Source organism: Asaia sp. BMEF1 (genome assembly GCF_051628905.1).
GTDB lineage: Bacteria > Pseudomonadota > Alphaproteobacteria > Acetobacterales > Acetobacteraceae > Asaia.
Genome location: NZ_CP157575.1, coordinates 1,935,946 through 1,955,435 on the forward strand (window position 1 = coordinate 1,935,946; position 19,490 = coordinate 1,955,435).

Annotated in this window: 17 protein-coding genes; 9 read left to right on the forward strand and 8 right to left on the reverse strand. The window is 60.7% G+C overall.

Going from position 1 to position 19,490, the window contains the following annotated elements:
• Window positions 1-7: 7 nt before the first annotated feature.
• Window positions 8-1,312 carry a tRNA uridine-5-carboxymethylaminomethyl(34) synthesis GTPase MnmE gene (mnmE, locus tag ABHV46_RS08460; protein WP_438381115.1) on the reverse strand — a complete coding sequence of 435 codons (1,305 nt, stop codon included), beginning with the start codon at window positions 1,310-1,312 and terminating at the stop codon, window positions 8-10.
• Between the two features lie 13 nt (window positions 1,313-1,325).
• Here mnmE and ABHV46_RS08465 point away from each other — a divergent pair, with 13 nt between their 5' ends.
• Window positions 1,326-1,772, forward strand: coding sequence for a methylated-DNA--[protein]-cysteine S-methyltransferase (locus ABHV46_RS08465; protein ID WP_336947013.1), 447 nt, complete (start codon window positions 1,326-1,328; stop codon window positions 1,770-1,772).
• Between the two features lie 178 nt (window positions 1,773-1,950).
• On the opposite strand, the gene rho is transcribed toward ABHV46_RS08465, so the two are convergent.
• From rho to ABHV46_RS08480, 3 genes are all read right to left on the reverse strand, one after another.
• Window positions 1,951-3,246, reverse strand: a complete 1,296-nt coding sequence (gene rho / locus ABHV46_RS08470; protein ID WP_188427220.1) for a transcription termination factor Rho — start codon at window positions 3,244-3,246, stop codon at window positions 1,951-1,953.
• Window positions 3,247-3,467: 221 nt separating this feature from the next.
• Entirely contained in the window at window positions 3,468-3,995 is a 528-nt protein-coding gene (locus ABHV46_RS08475; RefSeq protein ID WP_438381116.1) for a hypothetical protein, read from the reverse strand.
• The gene (locus ABHV46_RS08480; protein WP_438381117.1) at window positions 3,992-4,978 is read right to left on the reverse strand and encodes a magnesium transporter CorA family protein; all 987 of its coding nucleotides are present in this window, start codon (window positions 4,976-4,978) and stop codon (window positions 3,992-3,994) included. The genes ABHV46_RS08475 and ABHV46_RS08480 overlap by 4 nt, the downstream gene beginning before the upstream one ends.
• A 123-nt stretch (window positions 4,979-5,101) precedes the next feature.
• Here ABHV46_RS08480 and trpB point away from each other — a divergent pair, with 123 nt between their 5' ends.
• Together trpB and trpA are read left to right on the forward strand one after the other, a co-directional pair.
• Window positions 5,102-6,328: a tryptophan synthase subunit beta gene (gene trpB, locus ABHV46_RS08485; protein ID WP_438381118.1), complete on the forward strand. Its 1,227-nt coding sequence runs from the start codon at window positions 5,102-5,104 to the stop codon at window positions 6,326-6,328.
• Window positions 6,325-7,137, forward strand: a complete 813-nt coding sequence (gene trpA, locus ABHV46_RS08490) for a tryptophan synthase subunit alpha (protein ID WP_438381119.1) — start codon at window positions 6,325-6,327, stop codon at window positions 7,135-7,137. Before trpB ends, trpA begins: the two co-directional genes overlap by 4 nt.
• A gap of 69 nt (window positions 7,138-7,206) precedes the next feature.
• On the opposite strand, the gene ABHV46_RS08495 is transcribed toward trpA, so the two are convergent.
• On the reverse strand, window positions 7,207-7,776 hold the full coding sequence (locus ABHV46_RS08495; RefSeq protein ID WP_438381120.1) for an HdeD family acid-resistance protein: 570 nt from the start codon (window positions 7,774-7,776) through the stop codon (window positions 7,207-7,209).
• A 302-nt stretch (window positions 7,777-8,078) separates the two neighbouring features.
• On the opposite strand from ABHV46_RS08495, the gene ABHV46_RS08500 reads away from it, so the two are divergent.
• The gene (locus ABHV46_RS08500) at window positions 8,079-9,134 is read left to right on the forward strand and encodes a lysophospholipid acyltransferase family protein (RefSeq protein WP_438384312.1); all 1,056 of its coding nucleotides are present in this window, start codon (window positions 8,079-8,081) and stop codon (window positions 9,132-9,134) included.
• On the opposite strand, the gene ABHV46_RS08505 is transcribed toward ABHV46_RS08500, so the two are convergent.
• Window positions 9,107-11,365, reverse strand: a complete 2,259-nt coding sequence (locus ABHV46_RS08505) for a TonB-dependent receptor (RefSeq protein WP_438381121.1) — start codon at window positions 11,363-11,365, stop codon at window positions 9,107-9,109. The genes ABHV46_RS08500 and ABHV46_RS08505 overlap by 28 nt on opposite strands.
• 319 nt (window positions 11,366-11,684) lie before the next feature.
• Here ABHV46_RS08505 and ABHV46_RS08510 point away from each other — a divergent pair, with 319 nt between their 5' ends.
• Window positions 11,685-12,317, forward strand: a complete 633-nt coding sequence (locus ABHV46_RS08510; RefSeq protein WP_336947003.1) for a preprotein translocase subunit YajC — start codon at window positions 11,685-11,687, stop codon at window positions 12,315-12,317.
• A 127-nt stretch (window positions 12,318-12,444) separates the two neighbouring features.
• Here the strand turns inward: ABHV46_RS08510 and ABHV46_RS08515 are convergent, their stop codons facing one another.
• Complete coding sequence (locus ABHV46_RS08515; RefSeq protein ID WP_438381122.1) at window positions 12,445-12,615, reverse strand: hypothetical protein; 171 nt, start codon at window positions 12,613-12,615, stop codon at window positions 12,445-12,447.
• Window positions 12,612-13,757 (reverse strand): P-loop NTPase, encoded by a 1,146-nt coding sequence (locus ABHV46_RS08520; RefSeq protein ID WP_438381123.1) that lies wholly within the window; start codon window positions 13,755-13,757, stop codon window positions 12,612-12,614. The genes ABHV46_RS08515 and ABHV46_RS08520 overlap by 4 nt, the downstream gene beginning before the upstream one ends.
• A 143-nt stretch (window positions 13,758-13,900) precedes the next feature.
• On the opposite strand from ABHV46_RS08520, the gene ABHV46_RS08525 reads away from it, so the two are divergent.
• The 4 genes from ABHV46_RS08525 (at window position 13,901) to ABHV46_RS08540 (ending at window position 19,365) form a co-directional block, all read left to right on the forward strand.
• Entirely contained in the window at window positions 13,901-15,100 is a 1,200-nt protein-coding gene (locus ABHV46_RS08525; RefSeq protein WP_438381124.1) for an OpgC family protein, read from the forward strand.
• A 19-nt stretch (window positions 15,101-15,119) separates the two neighbouring features.
• Window positions 15,120-16,676 carry a Do family serine endopeptidase gene (locus tag ABHV46_RS08530; RefSeq protein ID WP_438381125.1) on the forward strand — a complete coding sequence of 519 codons (1,557 nt, stop codon included), beginning with the start codon at window positions 15,120-15,122 and terminating at the stop codon, window positions 16,674-16,676.
• Window positions 16,677-16,679: 3 nt separating this feature from the next.
• Window positions 16,680-17,735 (forward strand): FUSC family protein, encoded by a 1,056-nt coding sequence (locus ABHV46_RS08535; protein ID WP_438381126.1) that lies wholly within the window; start codon window positions 16,680-16,682, stop codon window positions 17,733-17,735.
• A gap of 166 nt (window positions 17,736-17,901) precedes the next feature.
• The gene (locus ABHV46_RS08540) at window positions 17,902-19,365 is read left to right on the forward strand and encodes a mannitol dehydrogenase family protein (RefSeq protein ID WP_438381127.1); all 1,464 of its coding nucleotides are present in this window, start codon (window positions 17,902-17,904) and stop codon (window positions 19,363-19,365) included.
• The last annotated feature ends 125 nt before the right edge of the window (window positions 19,366-19,490 follow it).

The window sequence follows — 19,490 nt, forward strand, 5'->3', positions numbered from 1 at the left end:
ACAGCCCTCATTTACCAATGCAGAATTGTCCGAATATCACATCCAGCAGGGACTCGACATCAACTTGTCCCGTCAGTCGCCCTAAGGCACGCATCGCCAGACGAAGCGCCTCCCCCCGCACCTCAGGCCAGGGGGCCTCGCGCGCCTGATCGAGATAGAGCAGCGCCTCTTCGATTCCGGCCCGGTGACGAGCGCGCGTCAGCGGTGCACCCACACCCGCCGTCAACGTCTTGATCCGCTCGGCCAGCGCCTTCTCGAATGCCTGCATGCCCTCGCCCGTCTGCACACTCAGGCCCAGCGTGCCGTCCAGCGCCGGTTGCAGATCGATCTTGTTGCTCACCAGAAGCGCGTCGGGACGTAGCGGCATTTCCGCCTCACCGGCCATGACATGAAGCACAAGATCGGCATGTTCCACGTGAAACATCGCCCGCTTGATACCCTCGGCTTCGATCTCGTCTTCCGTCTCTCGCAATCCCGCCGTGTCGACAAGACGCAGTCTCACACCATAAAAAAGCCAGTCGATGGCAATCACGTCACGCGTCGTGCCCGCCCGATGGGTCACGATTGCCGCGTCATATCCGGCCAGATGATTAAGCAGGCTCGATTTGCCCACATTGGGTGCACCCGCGATCACGACGGTCAGACCGCGCCGTACAATCTCCCCGCGCTTATCCGACAGATGCACACGCATCGCCGCTCTCAGATCATCCAGCGTTGTCGTGAGCATCAGCTCAACCGAATCCGGCAAATCCTCATCCGGGAAATCGATCAATGCCTCCTGATGCGCTAGCAAAGTCTTCAGGCGTTCGCCCCACCCCTCATACAAGCGGCTCAACGCACCATCGGCCTGCGTCAGCGCCTGCTTCCGCTGGCTCTCACTCTCCGCCTCGACCAGATCGCCAATCGCCTCTGCCTGAAGCAGATCCAGCCGGCCCGCCTGCACTGCACGACGCGTGAACTCCCCCGCCTCGGCGGGTCGCGCACCCAGCGCCGTCAATGCCAGCGCCACCCGATCGATCACCGCAGGCCCGGCATGTAGATGCAGCTCGAATCCATCCTCTCCTGTATAGGAGCGCGGGCCAGGCAACCAGAGCACCATGGCATCGTCGAGATGCTCGCCTTCATGACGCAGAACACGCAGGCTGGCATGGCGCGCAGGCGGCAGCCGCCCCGAACACAACCCCGCAAGCACCTCTTGAGCGCCGGGACCACTTGCGCGCATGATGGCGATAGCCGCCCGTCCGGCCCCTGTCGCTAGAGCGAAAATAACCTCGCCCTTGCGCGCTGCCGGGCTTTCCATCGCGTCAACCATGTGAATCCCCTCTATGCCCCAGCTCTCATTGCACTCCCCCATCGGCCCCCTGACCCTCAGCGAGGATGAGGGCACCATCGTCGCCCTCGATTGGGGATGGGGACGCGACCAGGAAAAGACGCCCCTTCTTACCCGCGCCCAGACCATGCTGGAACGCTATTTCGACGGTGAGCCCGAAAGTTTCGACCTGCCTCTGGCCCCCTGGGGCACCGCCTATCGCAAGGCCGTCTGGAGCGCACTGCGTGACGTCCCCTATGGCCAGACCATCAGCTACGCCGAACTTGCCGCCAAGGCAGGCGGCTCCGCCCGCTCGATCGGCGGCGCCATGGCACATAACCCGATCCCGATCCTGATTCCCTGCCACCGCGTGCTCGGCAAAGGCCATCTCGGCGGCTATTCCGGTGAGGGCGGCCTGGACGACAAGCGCTATCTCCTCCGCCTGGAAGGTGTCGCGCTCTAACACAGCCTCTGCGGGGCGCTGCCCCGCTCCCCGGAAAGGGGCGCACCCCTTTCATCGCGATTTAAAGGTTCCCAAAGGGCGATCGCCCTTTGGTGAGGTGTGGGGCAAAGCCCCATAAAAAAACCGCCGGACACCCACAGGCACCCGGCGGCTTGATCGTCACGAACTGACCCGAAAATCAGTTGTTCATGGCGTCGAAGAAATCCTGGTTCGTCTTGCTGTATTTCAGCTTGTCGAGCAGGAAGTCCATCGCATCCATCGTGCCCATCGGCGAGAGGATACGACGCAGCACCCACATCTTCGACAGCATGGCGCGATCGACAAGGAGTTCTTCCTTACGTGTGCCCGACTTGGTGATGTCGATGGCCGGGAAGGTGCGCTTGTCGGCGAGCTTGCGGTCGAGAATGAGTTCGGAGTTACCCGTACCCTTGAACTCCTCGAAGATCACTTCGTCCATGCGGCTGCCGGTATCGATCAGCGCGGTCGCGATGATGGTGAGCGAGCCACCTTCTTCGATGTTACGGGCCGCACCGAAGAAACGCTTGGGGCGCTGCAGGGCGTTGGCATCGACACCGCCGGTCAGCACCTTGCCCGATGAGGGGACAACGGTGTTGTAGGCGCGGGCCAGACGGGTGATCGAATCGAGCAGGATCACGACGTCACGCTTGTGCTCGACCAGACGCTTGGCCTTCTCCAGCACCATTTCAGTCACCTGAACGTGGCGAGTCGCGGGCTCATCGAAGGTGGAAGAGACGACTTCGCCGCGCACGGAGCGGGCCATGTCGGTCACTTCTTCGGGGCGCTCATCGATCAGAAGAACGATCAGGAACACATCGGGATGGTTGGCACTGATGGACGAGGCGATGCTTTGCAGCATCACGGTCTTGCCTGTGCGGGGCGGCGCCACGATCAAAGCGCGCTGGCCCATGCCGATGGGAGCCACGAGATCGATCACGCGCGGCGTATAGTCGCGCTGGTCTTTCTTGCCCTTGCCGGTCGGCTGCGGCTCGGGGGCACCGACCTGCTCGACTTCCATACGCAGACGACGCTCGGGATAGAGCGGCGTCAGATTGTCGAAATTGATGCGCTGACGAACGGAGTCAGGCTCTTCGAAATTGATCGAATTGACCTTGAGCAGCGAGAAATAGCGCTCACCGTCGCGCGGCGCGCGGATCTGACCCTCAACCGTGTCACCGGGACGCAGGCCGAAGCGGCGCACCTGAGCGGGAGAGATATAGATATCGTCGGGGCCGGGAAGGTAGTTGGCCTCGGGAGAACGGAGAAACCCGAAACCATCGGACAGGATTTCCAGCGTGCCTTCGCCGTAGATGGCCTGATCATTATCCGCCAGGGTCTTGAGAATGGCGAACATGATGTCCTGCTTGCGCATCGAGGACGCATTCTCGATTTGCAGCTCTTCAGCATAGGCCAGCAGATCGGCAGGTGATTTTTTCTTGAGTTCAGCAAGATGCATGAAAAGCGCCTTAGATGGGCTATAGTCCACTGCCTGGAAGACGGAAACCGTATCCGTGACAGATGATCGATCGCGAAAGAATGCCCCGTCAGATGGGCCGCAGAACGGGCCCGACGATGAGCGAAGACGAAAGGTCTTGAGAGAGGCCGCGACACAGGTAAAGCATGCGGCTCTTGCGTCTCAATCTAATGAGAAATAACGCTTTCTGTCAATAGTCCCGATCAGCCGCGCCAAGGCTTCATCATATACTCGCCAGAACTGTTCTCTCCATCCCCCAGACCGGGCAGAAGAAACATCAGAGGCAGGGCTTTCACCTTCTCGCTATAGGCGCCGGAAATGAGGGCGGGGCCGCACATGCCGCTAAGATGCAGTATGCTTGGCAGGGCGATATCGACACGGCACGGCACGGCACTATCGGCCCTGTTCGACTCCAGCAAATGACCCGTGAGCGGCGCCGCCTGGAGAGGGCGGTTTTCAGCATCGAGGGCGACGAATTCCCCATCTATTTTCAGCCCGTCGAGATGATAACCGATCAGCACGCGTGTGGGCTGCCTGCCCTGATAACCAGGCGCCTGACGAAACCCTAGGGGGAAATCGCTGGCCCCTTCGAATTTCAGCGGCTCCTGCGCCAGCTTGTCGAGCATCGCCTGGGCCTCCTGCGTGCTGGGCTGGACGACCGGACCAGCCAGGGCCCTAGGAGCGATCGATGCAAGTGCGAGAAGGGAAACAGAAAGAGCGAACCGGTTCACGATGAACGATCTCCAAACCATCCCCGGCGCCAGAAAATGAACAAGGGCAGCAGCACCGAGAAAGCCATAAGGCCTAACGCATAATAATAGCCATAGTGCCATTCGAGTTCCGGCATGATTTTGAAATTCATACCGTAAATACCGGCGAGCAGGGTCGGCGTAATGCCGACGAAGCTGACCACGGTCAGTAATTTCATCCCGTCGTTTTGGTCGATACTGATAAAACCCAGCGTAGCGTCGAGCAGAAACTGAACCTTGACCGTCATCTGCGCTACATAATCGTTCAGTGATGCCACGTCGCGACCCATGATGCGCAACCGCGTCTGCAACGTGTCGCGAGATTCGAAATAACGCGCATCGCCCAGAAACATGCCGATGCGATCGACCCCCAGAAGACTCTCCCTGATCGACGACGTGAGATCGCCGCTCTCGCCGAGCTTTCTGAGTGTCTGGCGCAGCATATCGGCATTGCGCACGCGCCTGTTAGGCCGCGTGTCGGCGAAGACAGCGCGCGAAATCGTGCCGAGCGTATGACCCGCATTTTCTAGAATATCCGCCAGACGGTTCACGATGGTCTCAAGCAGATGAATGGCAAGTTCGGGCACGTCGGAGAGAGCGAAATCGACATCATTGGCCGCCAGATCGCGGCTCATGGTCTCAAAGGCCGTATAATTCGCATAGCGTAGCGTAATCAGCCAGTCGGGCGAGACGACCATACCGATCGGATAGGCCGTCAACCGGCCGTCGATCATGCGCACGAGCGGCGTCGAAAGATAGATAACCTCGCCCTTGCGATAATGACGTGACGAACTCTCGATTTCCTCCAATGCATCCCGGCGAGGCAGGCTCAGCCCGGTGACGGCTTCAGCCAGCCTGATCTCGTCTTCACTGGGCTCGACCAGGTCGAGCCAGGAGACGTTTCTCGCATCTTCAGCAGCGACGATCTCATGAACGGGGCGCCCCACAGGATGCGCTAGAAACATCGACCTTCCTTTCCGGGTCAGGCGGCTTTCCCCTGCGGGTCGGGAATGGACGTTGTGCCGCCCCTCTGGTATCGCAGAAACCCGCTTGCCGTGTCGATCCATGCCTCGAACAGGACAATTCGCATGAGTTCTGAAGTCTCCCCCCGTCTCAACAGCCTGCGCAACGGCCCCGATCAGCGCGGCCGTTTCGGCACGTTCGGGGGCCAGTTCGTTGCTGAAACCCTCATGCCTCTGGTGCAGGATCTGGCCGATGCCTATCAGGCAGCCAAGGCCGATCCGAGCTTTCGGCAGGAACTCGATTACTACTTCCGCGATTATGTCGGTCGCCCCAGCCCGCTCTGGCACGCCAAGCGCCTGAGTGAGGAACTTGGCGGTGCCAAAATCTATCTCAAGCGCGAAGAGCTGAACCACACCGGCTCGCACAAGCTCAACAACGTCATGGGACAGATTTTGCTGGCGCGACGCATGGGCAAGACGCGCATCGTGGCCGAAACCGGCGCGGGCCAGCATGGCGTGGCCACGGCTACCGTCTGCGCGCTGTTCGGCCTGAAATGCACCGTCTATATGGGCGCGGTCGATGTCGAGCGGCAGAAGCCCAATGTGTTTCGCATGCATCTTCTGGGTGCCGAAGTGCACCCTGTCACGGCTGGCTCGGGCACGCTGAAAGACGCCATGAACGAGGCCATGCGCGACTGGGTGGCCAATGTGCATGACACCTATTTCCTGGTCGGCACGGTCGCAGGGCCGCACCCCTATCCGGAAATGGTGCGCGATTTTCAGTCGATCATCGGAATAGAGACGCGCGAGCAGATCATGGAAGTCGAAGGGCGCCTGCCCGACGTGCTGGTTGCGGCAATCGGGGGGGGCTCCAACGCCATGGGGCTGTTCCATCCCTTCCTCGATGATGAGCAGGTCAAGATGGTCGGCGTCGAGGCAGCCGGGCACGGGTTGGATAGCGGCCTGACGGCAGCCTCCATTTCACGCGGCCGCTCGGGCGTGCTGCATGGCAACCGCACCTACCTGCTTCAGGACGAATTCGGCCAGATCGCCGAGGCGCACTCCATCAGTGCCGGGCTCGATTATCCGGGCATCGGGCCGGAGCATTCCTGGCTGAACGATATCGGGCGCGTCGAGTATGTGGGCGTGACCGACAAGGAGGCGCTCGACGCTTTCCAGCTTCTGACCCGCACCGAAGGCATCATCCCGGCACTCGAATGTGCCCATGGTCTGGCTCAGGTGATGAAGATCGCCCCGACCATGAAGCCGGATCAGATTATCGTTCTCAACCTGTCCGGCCGTGGCGACAAGGACATCTTTACGGTCGCCGAGCATCTGGGAGAGTCGCTGTGAGTCGCATCAAGGCCCGTTTCGAATCCCTCAAGGCTGCTGGGCGCGGGGCGCTCATTCCGTATCTTCAGGCCTATGATCCCGATCTCGAAACCTCGCTCGCCCTGCTCAAGGGCATGCCCGCAGCGGGTGCCGATCTGATTGAAATCGGCGTCCCGTTTTCCGACCCCTCGGCCGATGGCCCGACCATTCAGGCGGCCGCGCTGCGCGGATTGAAGGCAGGGGCAACGCTCGCTGGCGTGCTTTCCATGGTGCGCGAGTTCCGCAAGGGCGATGACGAGACCCCGATCATTCTCATGGGTTACGTCAATCCGATCGACAGCTATGGCCCGGCGCGTTTCTGCGCCGAGGCCGCAGAAGCCGGGGTCGACGGCCTGATCATCGTCGATCTGCCCAAGGAAGAAAGCGATCTGCTCTCTGCCGATGCGCAGGAAAACGGGCTCGACATTATCCAGCTCGTGGCGCCCAACACGCCGGATGCGCGCCTGCCCTATCTGCTCGATACGGCGTCAGGCTTCATCTATTATGTCAGCATCACCGGCATCACTGGCACACGCACCGCAAGCAGCGATGAGCTGGCGGCAGCTCTACCCCGCCTGCGCACTGTGAGCGCCCTGCCTGTCGCTATCGGTTTTGGCATACGCACGCCAGAGCAGGCGGCCAAAGCGGCCTCGGTCGGCGATGCTGCCGTCGTGGCTTCAGCCTTGATTGCAACGCTGGCCACCACTCTTGAAAACGGCAAGGCCACTGACGCCACGGTGCCTGCCGTGCTGGACCAGCTTGCCGCCATCGCGAAGGCAGTACGCGCATAAAAAAGGGGGGCGTTGACCGCCCCCCTTACCAAACGCCGACTGGCAGAAGCCTCAGCCTGCCCGCCCGCTTTACTTGCCGGCCTTCTTGAGAGAGAGGCCGAAAGCCAGCGCGGAGATACCGCCAAAAATCAGTTCGATGGCGATAAATGTGCCGATCAGCCACAGCCCCGACCAGGGCAGTGTCACGAAGATCAGCACGCCTGTCAGAAGCGCCACAACCGCACTGAGCAGCAATGTCCACCAATTGGCCACGTAGCGATGCCCGGCAGCCCAGAGCCCGCGCATGATGCCAGACGCCATGAGACAGCCTGCCAGGAACGCCGTTATGAACATCGACCCCGTGGCGGGCTCCTGAATCAGCAGAATGCCGCCCAGAACATAGAGAAAACCCATCAACGCCGTGATCCAGAAACGCGAGCCTTCAACGGCACGATGAGCAAAGCTCTGGGCAAGATAGGCGACGCCCGAAAAGATGAGGAGGAAACCGATCACCATGATGCTTGCCAGCGTCGTGACGACCGTATCGACAAAAGCGATGCCTCCCAGAACGAGCAGCACCACACCCATACCGATAAACCAGTTGGGTTTGAGTTGCGGGTTGATCGGGGGAAGACCGGAAAAATCACCGAGACCAGCCATGTTGTCGTATTCCTTTCTTTCGGACCTTTACGCGCCACTGTCGCATCCGGGCGCATCCGCCCCTTGTGAACAATATGTTATCAATACTGACGCACGCGGCGATGTTTCACGTGAAACGCCTGAGCGATCAGAGAAATAAGACCCAATAGCAAGCGCTCGAAATATCCTCGCCCAGCATTCAGAGCCATAACCCTCCGCCCGGCATGCCAGCGAAGCAGGCACAACGATTGTCACACTTGCATCATGACAGTATTGAACAGGGCATGAGTGCAAATCTCTTCCGAAACCGACTCAGCAGATTGCTGTCACGACGGGGCCATTCTCCAACCAAGCCGCCCAAGCGCAGCCAATCGCGCCCTGTTCTTGAAGAGAGCACGAACAACACGTCGCCGGGTCGCGTCGGCAGAACGCTCGATTCCCTCTGTGCCAGTCTGCGCCTGGCTGGGGTCGTAATCTGGGTGCCGCTTTCGGTCGGATTCGAAGCCCTTCTCCTGCCCATTCCCGGCGTCGTGAAAATACGATGGACACGCGTGATCTGGGGCGTTCTGTGCAAGCTTCTCGATCTCGATATCAAAATGATCGGCCAGCCAGTCGGCACGGTCGGCGGGCAAAAAGGCCGCAACCGTGGTGAGCGGCCAGTCATCTATGTGGCCAATCACTCATCCTGGCTCGACATCCCGGTTCTGGGCACCAAGATCTATTCCGTCTTCGTTGCTAAGGGCGACATCGAGCGCTGGCCGATCATGGGGCTGGTTTCAAAGATCGGGCGCACCATTTTCGTCAGTCGCAACAGAAGCACGACCGGGCGCGAGCGCGACGAGATGATCACCCGCCTTGCCACTGGGGATAATCTCATCCTTTTCCCGGAAGGCACGTCGTCCGATGGGTCGCGCGTGCTACCCTTCATGTCGACGTTTTTCGCCATCGCCAAATTGCCGCGCCTGCCGAAAAACGCCCCGCCCATCGACATGCCGTCCTACCCGCCAGGGCTCACGCCGCTCATCCAGCCCATTTCCCTTGTCTATGACAGACTGGAAGGGCTACCCGTCAATCGCTCGAAGCGCGCCATTTTTGCCTGGTATGGCGATATGGATCTCGGGCCGCATGTCTGGCAATTCCTCAAGAAGGGCAACAAGCGCGCCACCATCCTGATGCACCCCCCTTTGGCACCGGAAGACTTCCCCAGCCGCAAGGCATTGGCCAATGCCGCCTGGGCTTCCGTCGCTCATGGCGCCGCCTCGCTCAGGCAGAATGACGACGGCGTGCAGGGCTGGTTTCCAGACCAGAACCCGGAGCCGAACCACACTATCGAAACGTCGAAATCGTGCGATCAGAAATCGATTTCGGTCGTCGCGTGATAGGTCCGGGGCAGCCCCGCCACCGCTGAATTCACCGCATTCGCCGCCCCATTGATCGAGCTGGGATAGACCGACGCCCAATAGCGCTTATCCGTCACATTCGTCACGCCGAACCGCACCACGACCGGCACGCGATACAGATGAAAGCCATAACGAGCACCCAGATCGAGCGTCGCAAACCCCGCTGCAAACTGACGGTTTTCGACATCGGCCGCTCGGCGCCCCATCACATGCACGCTGGCATTGACCGCGCCGCCGCGCATCCATGACGGATGATAATCGAGCAGCGCACTGGCCTGAACCGGCGCCACGCCGACAACCTGTTTATGCGCCGTCAGGCTCTGCCCCGTCGCCCCCGTCTGGGCATCCAGCCAGGTCACCCCGCCGAACACGCTGAGCGCCCTGGTCAGTTTTCCGGCGATCTGCCCCTCGACACCGTAATTGCGCTGCTGCCCCGCTTCCCGATAAACACCAGTCGTCGGGTCGGTGAAGGCGAAGCCGCGTGTCATGCGAAACCCGGCTGCACTGAGCATAAGATCCGGCAAGGGGCGGTATTTGACACCCACCTCGTATTCCTCCGACCGCAGTGGAGAGAGAACCTCATTGGCATTCGTGCTCGAAGCTGGCGCGACAGGCCCGGCCTGAATGGCGCGCCCCCACGTCGCATAGAGACTGGTGCGGCTATCCGGCCGAAAAATGAGACTGGTCATAGGGGTAAATTCCGGGCCGACATTGTAACGCGCGGTTGTGACCCCCTGGGTGTTGCCACTGGTTGTGTCGAGCCAGCTCCAAGCCAGGGTCCCCATGATCGACCAGCGACGCGTCAACGCAATCGTATCCCCCGCCAGAAAAGACTGCGACATGATCGAGGCCGATTGATATCGCCCCGAGAAATAGGGCTGCGTTCCCGCAAACACGACCGGCGCCCCGATACGGGCTGTGCCGAGCACCGCACTCTGCCCTTTGGTCGGGTTGAATGTGCCCATGCTGTAGCCGTTCGAGCCAATCACGATCTGATGGGCAAACGGCCCCGTACGAAACTTGCCGTTCACATAGGCCAGATTCGACCACACGCTGAAATCATTGGCGGTCGTAGCCGCCGCAATGCTCGGTCGATAATGACCGGCAGAGTCGGTCAGCGTGTTGGTCACCGAAAACACATTGCGCCAAGCATCCTGATACAGCCCACCCAGAGTGACCGACCAGTCCTCATTGAAACGATGAACAAGCTTGGCGAGTGCCGTATCGGTCGAGGCATTATACCCCGCAAAATCCTGCCCATAGCCCCTGCGCGACAAATCGGGCGCCGCAGGCAGAGCGAGACCCGTCGCATAGGAGAACCCGCCTGCATAGCCACGCTGGGCATAGCTGTACTGGCTGGCATCGATCTGAAGCGTCGTTCGCGAATCGAGCCTGAAATCGAATGCTCCTGCAATCAGCCCCCGACGCAGATGGGTACCGGGCGCATAGGTGCCGCCGGACTGATTGAGCATGGTCACACGATATCCGAACCATTTATTCCGCCCCACACGACCGGAGGCATCGAGGGACTCGAATGGCGCACTGGTCGAATCCACTCCAAAAGCCAGATGCTCGCGCTGGCGGTCGGTGGGGCGGTTGAGCGTGTAGTCGAAAGTACCCGCTGGATTTTGCGGCCCGTAAAGCGCGCCGGACAGGCCGTTAAGCACCTGAAGCGAGTCGAACTGCTCGGCAGCGTATGGCGTGGTGATGACCATATTGAGCCCGTCGAGGCGGGAATTTGAAATGACATCGGCCTCGAAACCGCGCGATTGCGGTCGGCTCGTATTGGGGTCGCCACGCATCTCGAGCTGCACCGAAGGCAAATACTGCGCCAGATCATTCGCATTGCGCGATTGCTGGTTGACGATCACATCCCGCGGCACAGTCATGATGGAAAACGGCGTATCGAGCAGATCGCGCGTGCCCAGCGGACCGAGCGATGCTTCATTGCGCCCATACTCCGCTGTCATTCCGGCAGCCTGACGTCCCTGCACCACGATATGCTCATCAGATGCCCGGCTCCGGCTTCCGGCGACCAATCGCACCCGACTTTCGCCCGCTGGAACAGAGGCCTGTCCAGATGACCCGGTCTGAAGCGGTTTTGCCAGCGCCTGTTCAGCACAGGCTAAACCGGCACCTATCGCAGTAATGGAAGCGGAAACGAGCAGGAGACTGCGCCCACGGACGCCGGGGAAAGAAAGCCGAGCCATCACTCGTTTCCACATCAAAATAAGGGAGATGTCACGTTAAGCCTGCGGGTCGCGATACGTTTTGTCCGCGCCGGTTGCAACACGGCCTCATGGCCCTCCCGCATTGCCGCGCTGGCCCCATCCAGGCGACTGGCAGCCGTCGCAAGCACACATGACATTTATGTATAGGGTACCAGACGCCCCCTTTTCGACGAGACCGACATAGGGCAACCTGAGCCTCTTGGTCTCCTGTGCCAAGAAGACAGAACAGTCGATCATTCTGCTCTGACTGACACCCAAGAAGGACAAGAACGCTCCCATGGTTTCGAGGACAATGCGCATGACCCGTCGTTTTCTGCGCCCCGCGCTGACTGCCCTCCTGCTGTCGGCGCCTGCCCTGACAGTCACGGCCCCTCATGCCGCCGCACAGGCCGTGATCACGGGCAATCAGAAGATGGTCGCAACCGTTGAAAGCGTCGATCACGACACCCGCACCGTCCTGCTTCGCGACAAGAATGGCGGCTTGCTGAATGTCACAATCCCCAAAGGCGCCAAAGATCTGCCAAAGCTCGAAGCGGGCGACCGCATCAGCGTGCAATTCTTCCAGACCATGGCCGCCGATATCGCGCGCCCCGGCTCACCCTTACCTGAATCGACAGTCTCTTCCGCCAAGGGATATGCCAGGCGTCATCCGCATGGCACGCTCATTTCGTTCCAGCGTCAGCGCGTGCGCATTCTCGCCGTCGACGCCGCCGCCCACAAGGTGACGTTCATCGACCACGCCGATATCACGCGCACGGTAACTATTGGCCAGAAGGCCCTGTTCCCGCTCCTCGCCTCACTAAAAATGGGCGACGACGTCGATGTGACCACCATGGACGCCGTGTCATTCTCGGTGCTCAACCGTACCGTCAACGGCGCCGTCTCCGTGACCGAAGATCAGGGCAGTCAGGCGAAGCCTTCAGGCAAGTAAGCTTCACTCAGGGCTCCGCCCCGAAGCCGCGAAGGAGCGAGCCCCTTCGATCCCCGCTTCAATTCAATCAAGTTTCCAAAGGACGACTGTCCTTTGGCGGGGAGCGGGGCAGCGCCCCGCCTGTCTCTCAGGGCGCTGTCGATGCTGGCTTCCACAGCGTATCAGGCGGGGGGAGATGGGGGGAATTGTCGATTACTCCATAACCATCCGCCGCGTAGCCGTGATGGGCAACTTTACGCGGGCCGCAGCCTGCGAGCGCAGTACCGGCCATGACGAGCGCAAGAGTGAATCGCATCATGCGCCGGGTTCCAGACGAAGGCTATCGGCAACAGCGCGGGCGAGGCGGGTATAGGCCTGGGCCGCTTCGCTTTCCGGCGCGGAAAGAATGATCGGCGTGCCCGCATCGGCGCTCATGCGAATATCGGCCAGAAGCGGAATTTCGCCGAGGAAGGGCACGTTGGCTTTTTCTGCTTCCTCACGGGCGCCGCCATGACCGAAAAGCTCGGTGCGGTGATTGCAGTTCGGGCAGCAGAAATAGGACATGTTTTCGACGACGCCCAGGAGCGGCACGTTCATGCGTTCGAACATGGTCAGGCCACGGCGGGCATCGAGAAGCGCAATATCCTGCGGGGTCGAGACGATGACAGCACCGCGCAGACTGAGCTTCTGGGCGATGGTGAGCTGCGCGTCGCCTGTGCCCGGGGGCATGTCGATAACCAGCACGTCGAGAGCGGGCCAGGCCACATCGGCGAGAAACTGCCCGATCGCGCCCATGACCATAGGGCCACGCCAGATCATGGCCTGCTGCTCGTCGACGAGAAAGCCGATAGACATGGCGTGCATGCCCCAGGCTTCGACGGGAATGATCTTGCCGTTTTCAAGCGCAGGTTTGGCAGAATGGCCGAGCATGCGCGGCAGAGAAGGGCCATAGATATCGGCATCGAGCATGCCGGTGCGCAGGCCGAGCTTGGCAAGACCGGCAGCGAGGTTGACGGCCGTGGTCGATTTGCCGACGCCGCCCTTGCCTGAGGCGACGGCGATGATCGCGCGCACCTGTGGCAGCGCCTTGCCATCGGGGCGGGTCGGCTGGGGGTGTCCGGGACTGTTGGCAGGCTGTTCGAGCTGGAAGGGACGATGACCCTGGGGCTGAGGCGCTGCCTTGCCGGGGGCACGATGAGCCGTCAGAATGATGGTGGCGCGAGAGATGCCGGGCAGGCTGGCGAGAGCCGCTTCGGCGCGAGGGCGCAGCGGCTCGATACGGGCAGCGTCTTCGCGGGACGTCGCAAGTGACACGTGAGCGTGACCGTCACGCAAGGCGATGCCTTCGAGAGACGCGAAGCTCAGAACATTCGATGTGCCTGCCTCGTCTTTGACAAGACGCAGAGTCTCAAGAATTCTGTGCTGGTCAGCTTCATTGGCGGGTTTTTCAAAATCGGTCATGTTTGTCCTCTGGCGACGGGGCCGTACCCAATGCGCTTTGGTTTAGCATGGGGGGAAGTGGATCGCGCAAGCATCTGCGCGTAAGAGCAGGGCGTTGCCGGGGCCCTATTCCCGGCCCGACTGGGCAGGAAAGCAGGACAGGAATGAGCGAGGCCAAGACCGACGCCGCCCCCAAACGCAAGAAGCGCGATCATCGTATCGATGCGCTACGCGGAATCGCGCTGCTGATGATGCTGGCCGATCATGCCCCTCAGGACGTTCTCAACCGATTTACCCTGCGCAATTTCGGTTTTGCCGATGCGGCCGAGATCTTCGTGCTGCTGGCAGGTTACGCTTCCTGGCTGGCTTACGGGCGCCTCATCCTGCGCGGGCCGCCGACGGGCGGCTGGCTCATGGGCATCGAACGCATCGTGCGCCGGTGCTGGCGGCTCTATCTGTTCCAGATGGTCATGCTGCTGGTGTCGGTGCTGACCATCAGACAATGGCGTCACTACTCGCCTGTGCCGGTCGATTTTCTGGAGCCGGAACTCGCCCATGGGCATGAATGGATCTGGCGCGTGCTGTCGCTTCAGGCCCTGCCCAATAATCTGAACATCCTGCCTCTTTATATCGTGTTGCTGCTCGGCTTTCCGCTGCTGGTCTTTCTCTGGAAGATTTCGCCCTGGCTGCTGGGAATAGCGAGTTTTGCGCTCTGGGGGCTGATCAACAGCGATCCGACGCTGAACCTGCCGAACTGGCTCGACCCGGATGGCTGGTATTTCAACCCCTTCGCCTGGCAGCTCATTTTCACGCTGGGTATGCTGGCGGCCATCATGGCGGGCAAGCGTGAAGGCAATCTGCCCGGCCCGCTCTGGGCGAAGCTTCTGGCGGGCGCCTATCTGGTTTTCGGCGCGCTCGAGTGCTTTCCCTATGAGAGCTGGAACCTGCCCAACCTGAGGCCGCTTGCCGATGTGCCGCAGGCCGACAAATCCGACCTTGCCATCTGGCGTTGGGTCGATGCCATGGCCATTCTGCTGCTCGTTCAGTCGTCGGTCACGGCTACCAGGATTTCCGAGACACGCATCGGCCAGGGTCTGGCACTGCTCGGGCGCCATTCCCTTGAGGTTTTCAGCTTCGGCACGATTCTCGATCTGTTTGCCCGTCTGGTCATGAACAGCTTCGGCGATGGCTGGATCATTCAGATTCTGGTCAATATTACCGGCTTCATGGGGGTTTATACGCTGGCCCTCTGGCTCGATCGCCATCGGCGTCAGGCCGCCTTGATGGCAGGCGAAACGCGCAAGGAGGCGCGTGAAGAGGCGAAGAAAGATCGTGACGCAGAGATAGGTGACGCAAACCCCTGATTTGCGTTAGCGTAGCGCCATGAAACATCGCCTCGTTCTTGCTGCTCTGATGGGCGGCTGGGTCTCAGCCAGTTCTTCCGTTCTCGCCCAGCCTGCGGCCCCCCCCGTCACACCGGCGGCGAATGCGGCAGCGGCCCCCGGCAATGGGGCTGCCACGGCGCGCAGCGTCCATGCAGCGCCGGATTCCCTGGCCGATCTCGCAGCCCGTCTGCTACCCGCCGTCGTGAATATCTCGATCTCGGCCACGCTGAAGCCGGGCGAAGACGAGGACGATGATGACGGCCCGGATGCGAGCCCGGATGACGGGCCGCAAGTGCCGCAATTTCCCCCCGGCTCGCCGATGGAGAAATTCTTTCACGACTACATGAATCACGCGCCCAACCCATCGGACCCGCCGCGCAAGATGCAGGCACTGGGGTCGGGCTTCATCATCTCGCCCGATGGCTACATCGTAACCAATAATCATGTCATCAAGGATGCCGATAAGGTCTCGGTAACCTTGCAGGATGGCACGGTGCTGCCCGCCAAGATCGTCGGGCGCGACAGCCGCACCGATCTCGGCGTGATCAAGATCGAGGGCAAGACACCTTTCCCCACCGTCTCGTTCGGGGATAGCGACAAGGCGCGCGTGGGCGATCGCGTTCTGGCCATCGGCAACCCGTTCGGCCTGTCCGGCACAGTCACGAGCGGCATCGTGTCGTCACGCGGGCGCGATATCAATCACGGCCTGTATGACGACTATATCCAGACCGATGCCTCCATCAATCGCGGCAATTCGGGCGGTCCGCTTTTCGACCTCGACGGGCAGGTGATCGGCATCAACACAGCTATCTACAGCTCGAGCGGTGGCTCGATCGGCATCGGCTTTGCCATTCCGGCCAATGACGCGAAAGGCGTCATCGAGCAACTGCGTCGCGACGGCCATGTTTCTCGTGGCTGGGTCGGGGTGCGCGTGCAGGATGTGACGCATGAAATCGCCGACAGCATCGGCCTCAAGCCCGAAAAAGGCGCAATGATCGCAGGCGTCGACCCGAAGGGGCCGGCAGCCGCCGCCAAATTGCAGACGGGCGATGTCATCACCTCGCTCGACGGCAAGCCGATCGACGGCCATGCCTTGCCGAGACTGGTGGCCGAGATCACACCGGGCACCAAGGCGGTTTTCGGTATCTGGCGCAAGGGCAAGACCCTGGATGCGACCCTCACCATCAAGCCCTCGCCTGAGGCGCCCGATATGCCGCCCACAGAGGCCAAAACCAAGGGGCCGAGCAAGCTCGCCCTCGCCGATCTGGGCGTCACGTTCTCGGCGATCGACGACGATACCCGCGCTAAATACAATCTTTCCGACTCGCAGCGCGGCGTTGTCGTGACCGATGTCACGCGCGACGGCCCGGCGGATACGCGCGGACTGCAACCGGGCGACGTGGTAACCGAGGTACAGCAGGTGGGCGTCAACTCGCCCGATGCGCTTTCGAAAGAGCTGACACGCGCGCGCCAGCAGAAAAAACACACGATCCTGCTTCTCGTTCAGGGGCAGGACGGGCTGCGCTGGGTGCCACTACCACTCTCCGGGGAGTGACCCATGATCTTCGCCTCGCTGTTCAGGGCCCGCGAAGACGGTGAGGCACCCTGGCGCCAGATGGTCAGAACCCTTGTGGCGGTGGCCCTTTGCTGGCTGATCGGTGAGGCAACAGGGCTGGACGAGACGATCTGGGCGCTGATCACGGCGCTGATCGTCACGCAATCGAGCATCGATCAGACTTTTGCCACGGCGCGTGACCAGATCGTCGGCACGCTACTCGGCGCCGTGGTGGGGACGCTTGCCATAACCGCACGGCTCGTCTTCGGACTGTACTGGCCGATCTTCTGCGTCGCTCTCCTGCCACTGGCCTATATGGCCGCCGTTCGCCCCTCGCTGCGCTTTGCCGGGGTGACATTGATGATCGTCTATCTGCTTCCCTCTCGTGGAAGTAACCCCTACTGGCCTCTAACCGAGCGTCTGACCGCCATTTTCCTGGGGGTGATCGTCTCGCTGGTTGTGTCATTCGTCGTCCTGCACGCCAGCGCAAGACGGCGCGGTTTTCTGACCGCAGGACGCATGTTCCGCGAAATGGACGAACTGCTTCAGGCCGCTTTGAGACGCGAGGAAATGTGGAGCGAGCTGGAAGGGCGAAACGATCATTGTGCACGCAATCTGCTGGTCATCAATGAGTGCGTGGCCGAAGCCTATCGCGAAAACTGGGGTCTGCTCGAAAAGCGCCACCCCATCCTGACCGTGTTACCGGCCCTGATGCGTCGTATGCTCAGCGACACCATGCTGGTGGCGCGTGCCATCAATGCAGGCAAGGACAGGGGCGGCTTCTCCGGGGTCGCGGGGCTGCATACAGGCCTCAGCCATGCGTATCGCTCACTCGCCCGGCGCTGTGAGATCCATGCGGCAGGCAAAGCCCATGAAAAACCTTATCGTCCGGGGCGGGAAGACGTATTGAGCGCTCTGCCGACGCTCGGACAGGACGCCCTGCCTGAGATGCATTTCGTCATTGCGCTCCTGCGTCAGGATCTCCGTCGCGCGACCGATGTGCTGATGAGCACACCTGAGAGCCGGGCGAAGGATCTGCGGGACATGATCGGAAAATAGCGCTAACGGCGCGTCACGATGAACTTGTGATTGCTCTCGCACGTTTCTTTGACGGAAATACGCCTATGATGGGCGATGCGCGATTTCTGACGCGGGCCAGTTGATTCGATGTCTCTGCCCTGCCCGGAAACAGCAGCCTGAATAGAAACGAAAAGGGATTTAGCCTATGATCACCCGTGAGACCCTGCAGAACCTGCCAGAAGGCGTGGCGGCTCCGTCTTATGATCTCAAGGACATCAAGCCTGGAATCCTTCATTTCGGCGTGGGCAATTTCTTTCGTGCGCATGAAGCCTATTATGTTGAAAAGGCTCTCGGTCTTCCGGGTCAGCATCAGTGGGGCATTGTGGGTGTCGGCCTGACATCCGGCGAGCGCTCGAAGAAAAAGGCAGATGATTTCACGTCGCAGAACTGCCTGTTCTCCCTTACCGAAACGGCGCCGTCGGGCGAGAGCAAGCGCAGCGTGATCGGTGCCCTGCGAGACTACATTCTGGCACCGGAAAAGCCTGACGCCGTTCTGAACCTGCTGTCCGATCCCGGCATCAAGATCGTCTCCATGACGATCACCGAAGGCGGATACAACATCAACGAGCATACGGGCGACTTCGATCTCGAGAACGATGCCGTCCAGCGCGATCTCGCAAACCCGGAAACGCCGTCGACGATCTTCGGCTATGTGGTCGAGGGCCTGCGTCGCCGACGCGATGCGGGCAACCGGGCCTTTACGATTATGTCCTGCGACAATCTGCGCCATAACGGCAACGTGGCACGCAAGGCATTTCTCGGTTTCGCCCGTGCGCGCGACCCCGAACTGGCCAGCTGGATCGAAGCCAATGCGACTTTCCCCAACGCCATGGTCGATCGCATCACACCGACCGTTTCGCCCGCCATCGCCGAACGCCTGAACCGCGAGAGCGGTCTGGACGATCTTCTGCCGCTTGTGGCCGAAGATTTCACCCAGTGGGTGATCGAAGACGAGTTTGCCGATGGTCGCCCGGCTTTTGAAAAGGTTGGCGTCCAGATGGTCGAGGACGTCACCGATTACGAGTTCATGAAGATCCGCATGCTCAACGCATCGCACATCTTCCTGGCGTTCTCGGGATTGCTGCTCGGTTACGATCATATCGATGAATCGATCAACGATCCCGATCTGCGCAAGCTGGTCGAGACCTATCTCGACACCGACGTCATCCCGACGCTCAAGGCAGCCCCCGGAGAGGATCTCGAGAAATACAAGGAGTCGGTTATTTCGCGCTTCTCGAACCCGGCCATGGCCGACCAGAATCTGCGCATTGGCAGCGACGGTCAGTCCAAGGTGCAGGTGTTCTGGACGGTAACGATCCAGAACCTCCTGAAGGGCAAGTTGTCGATCGACCGCGTGGCTTACGGTATGGCAGCCTATCTCGAAATGCTACGCGGCAAGAACGAGAAGGGCGGCAGCTTTGAGCCGATTGAGCCGACCTTCACCGAGGAAACGTGGAAAATTGCCAGAAGCGACGACTTCGAGGCTGGTTTCGCCCTGCCTGCCTTCGACGGCTGGCGCAAGCTGAGCCACGAGGCTCTTGACGCAAAAGTGATCGAATTGCGTCAGATCATCCGCGAGAAGGGCGTAAAGGCGGCACTTCCCATCTGAAAAGGATGCGCGAAAGCCGCACTCATGACAGATTTCTAGGGCAGGCGAGTTTTCCTGTGTCCCAAAGTAACTTATGGGCGTTAGGAAAATCAGACATCACCCGGCTCTCAGCCGGGCCTGCTGGA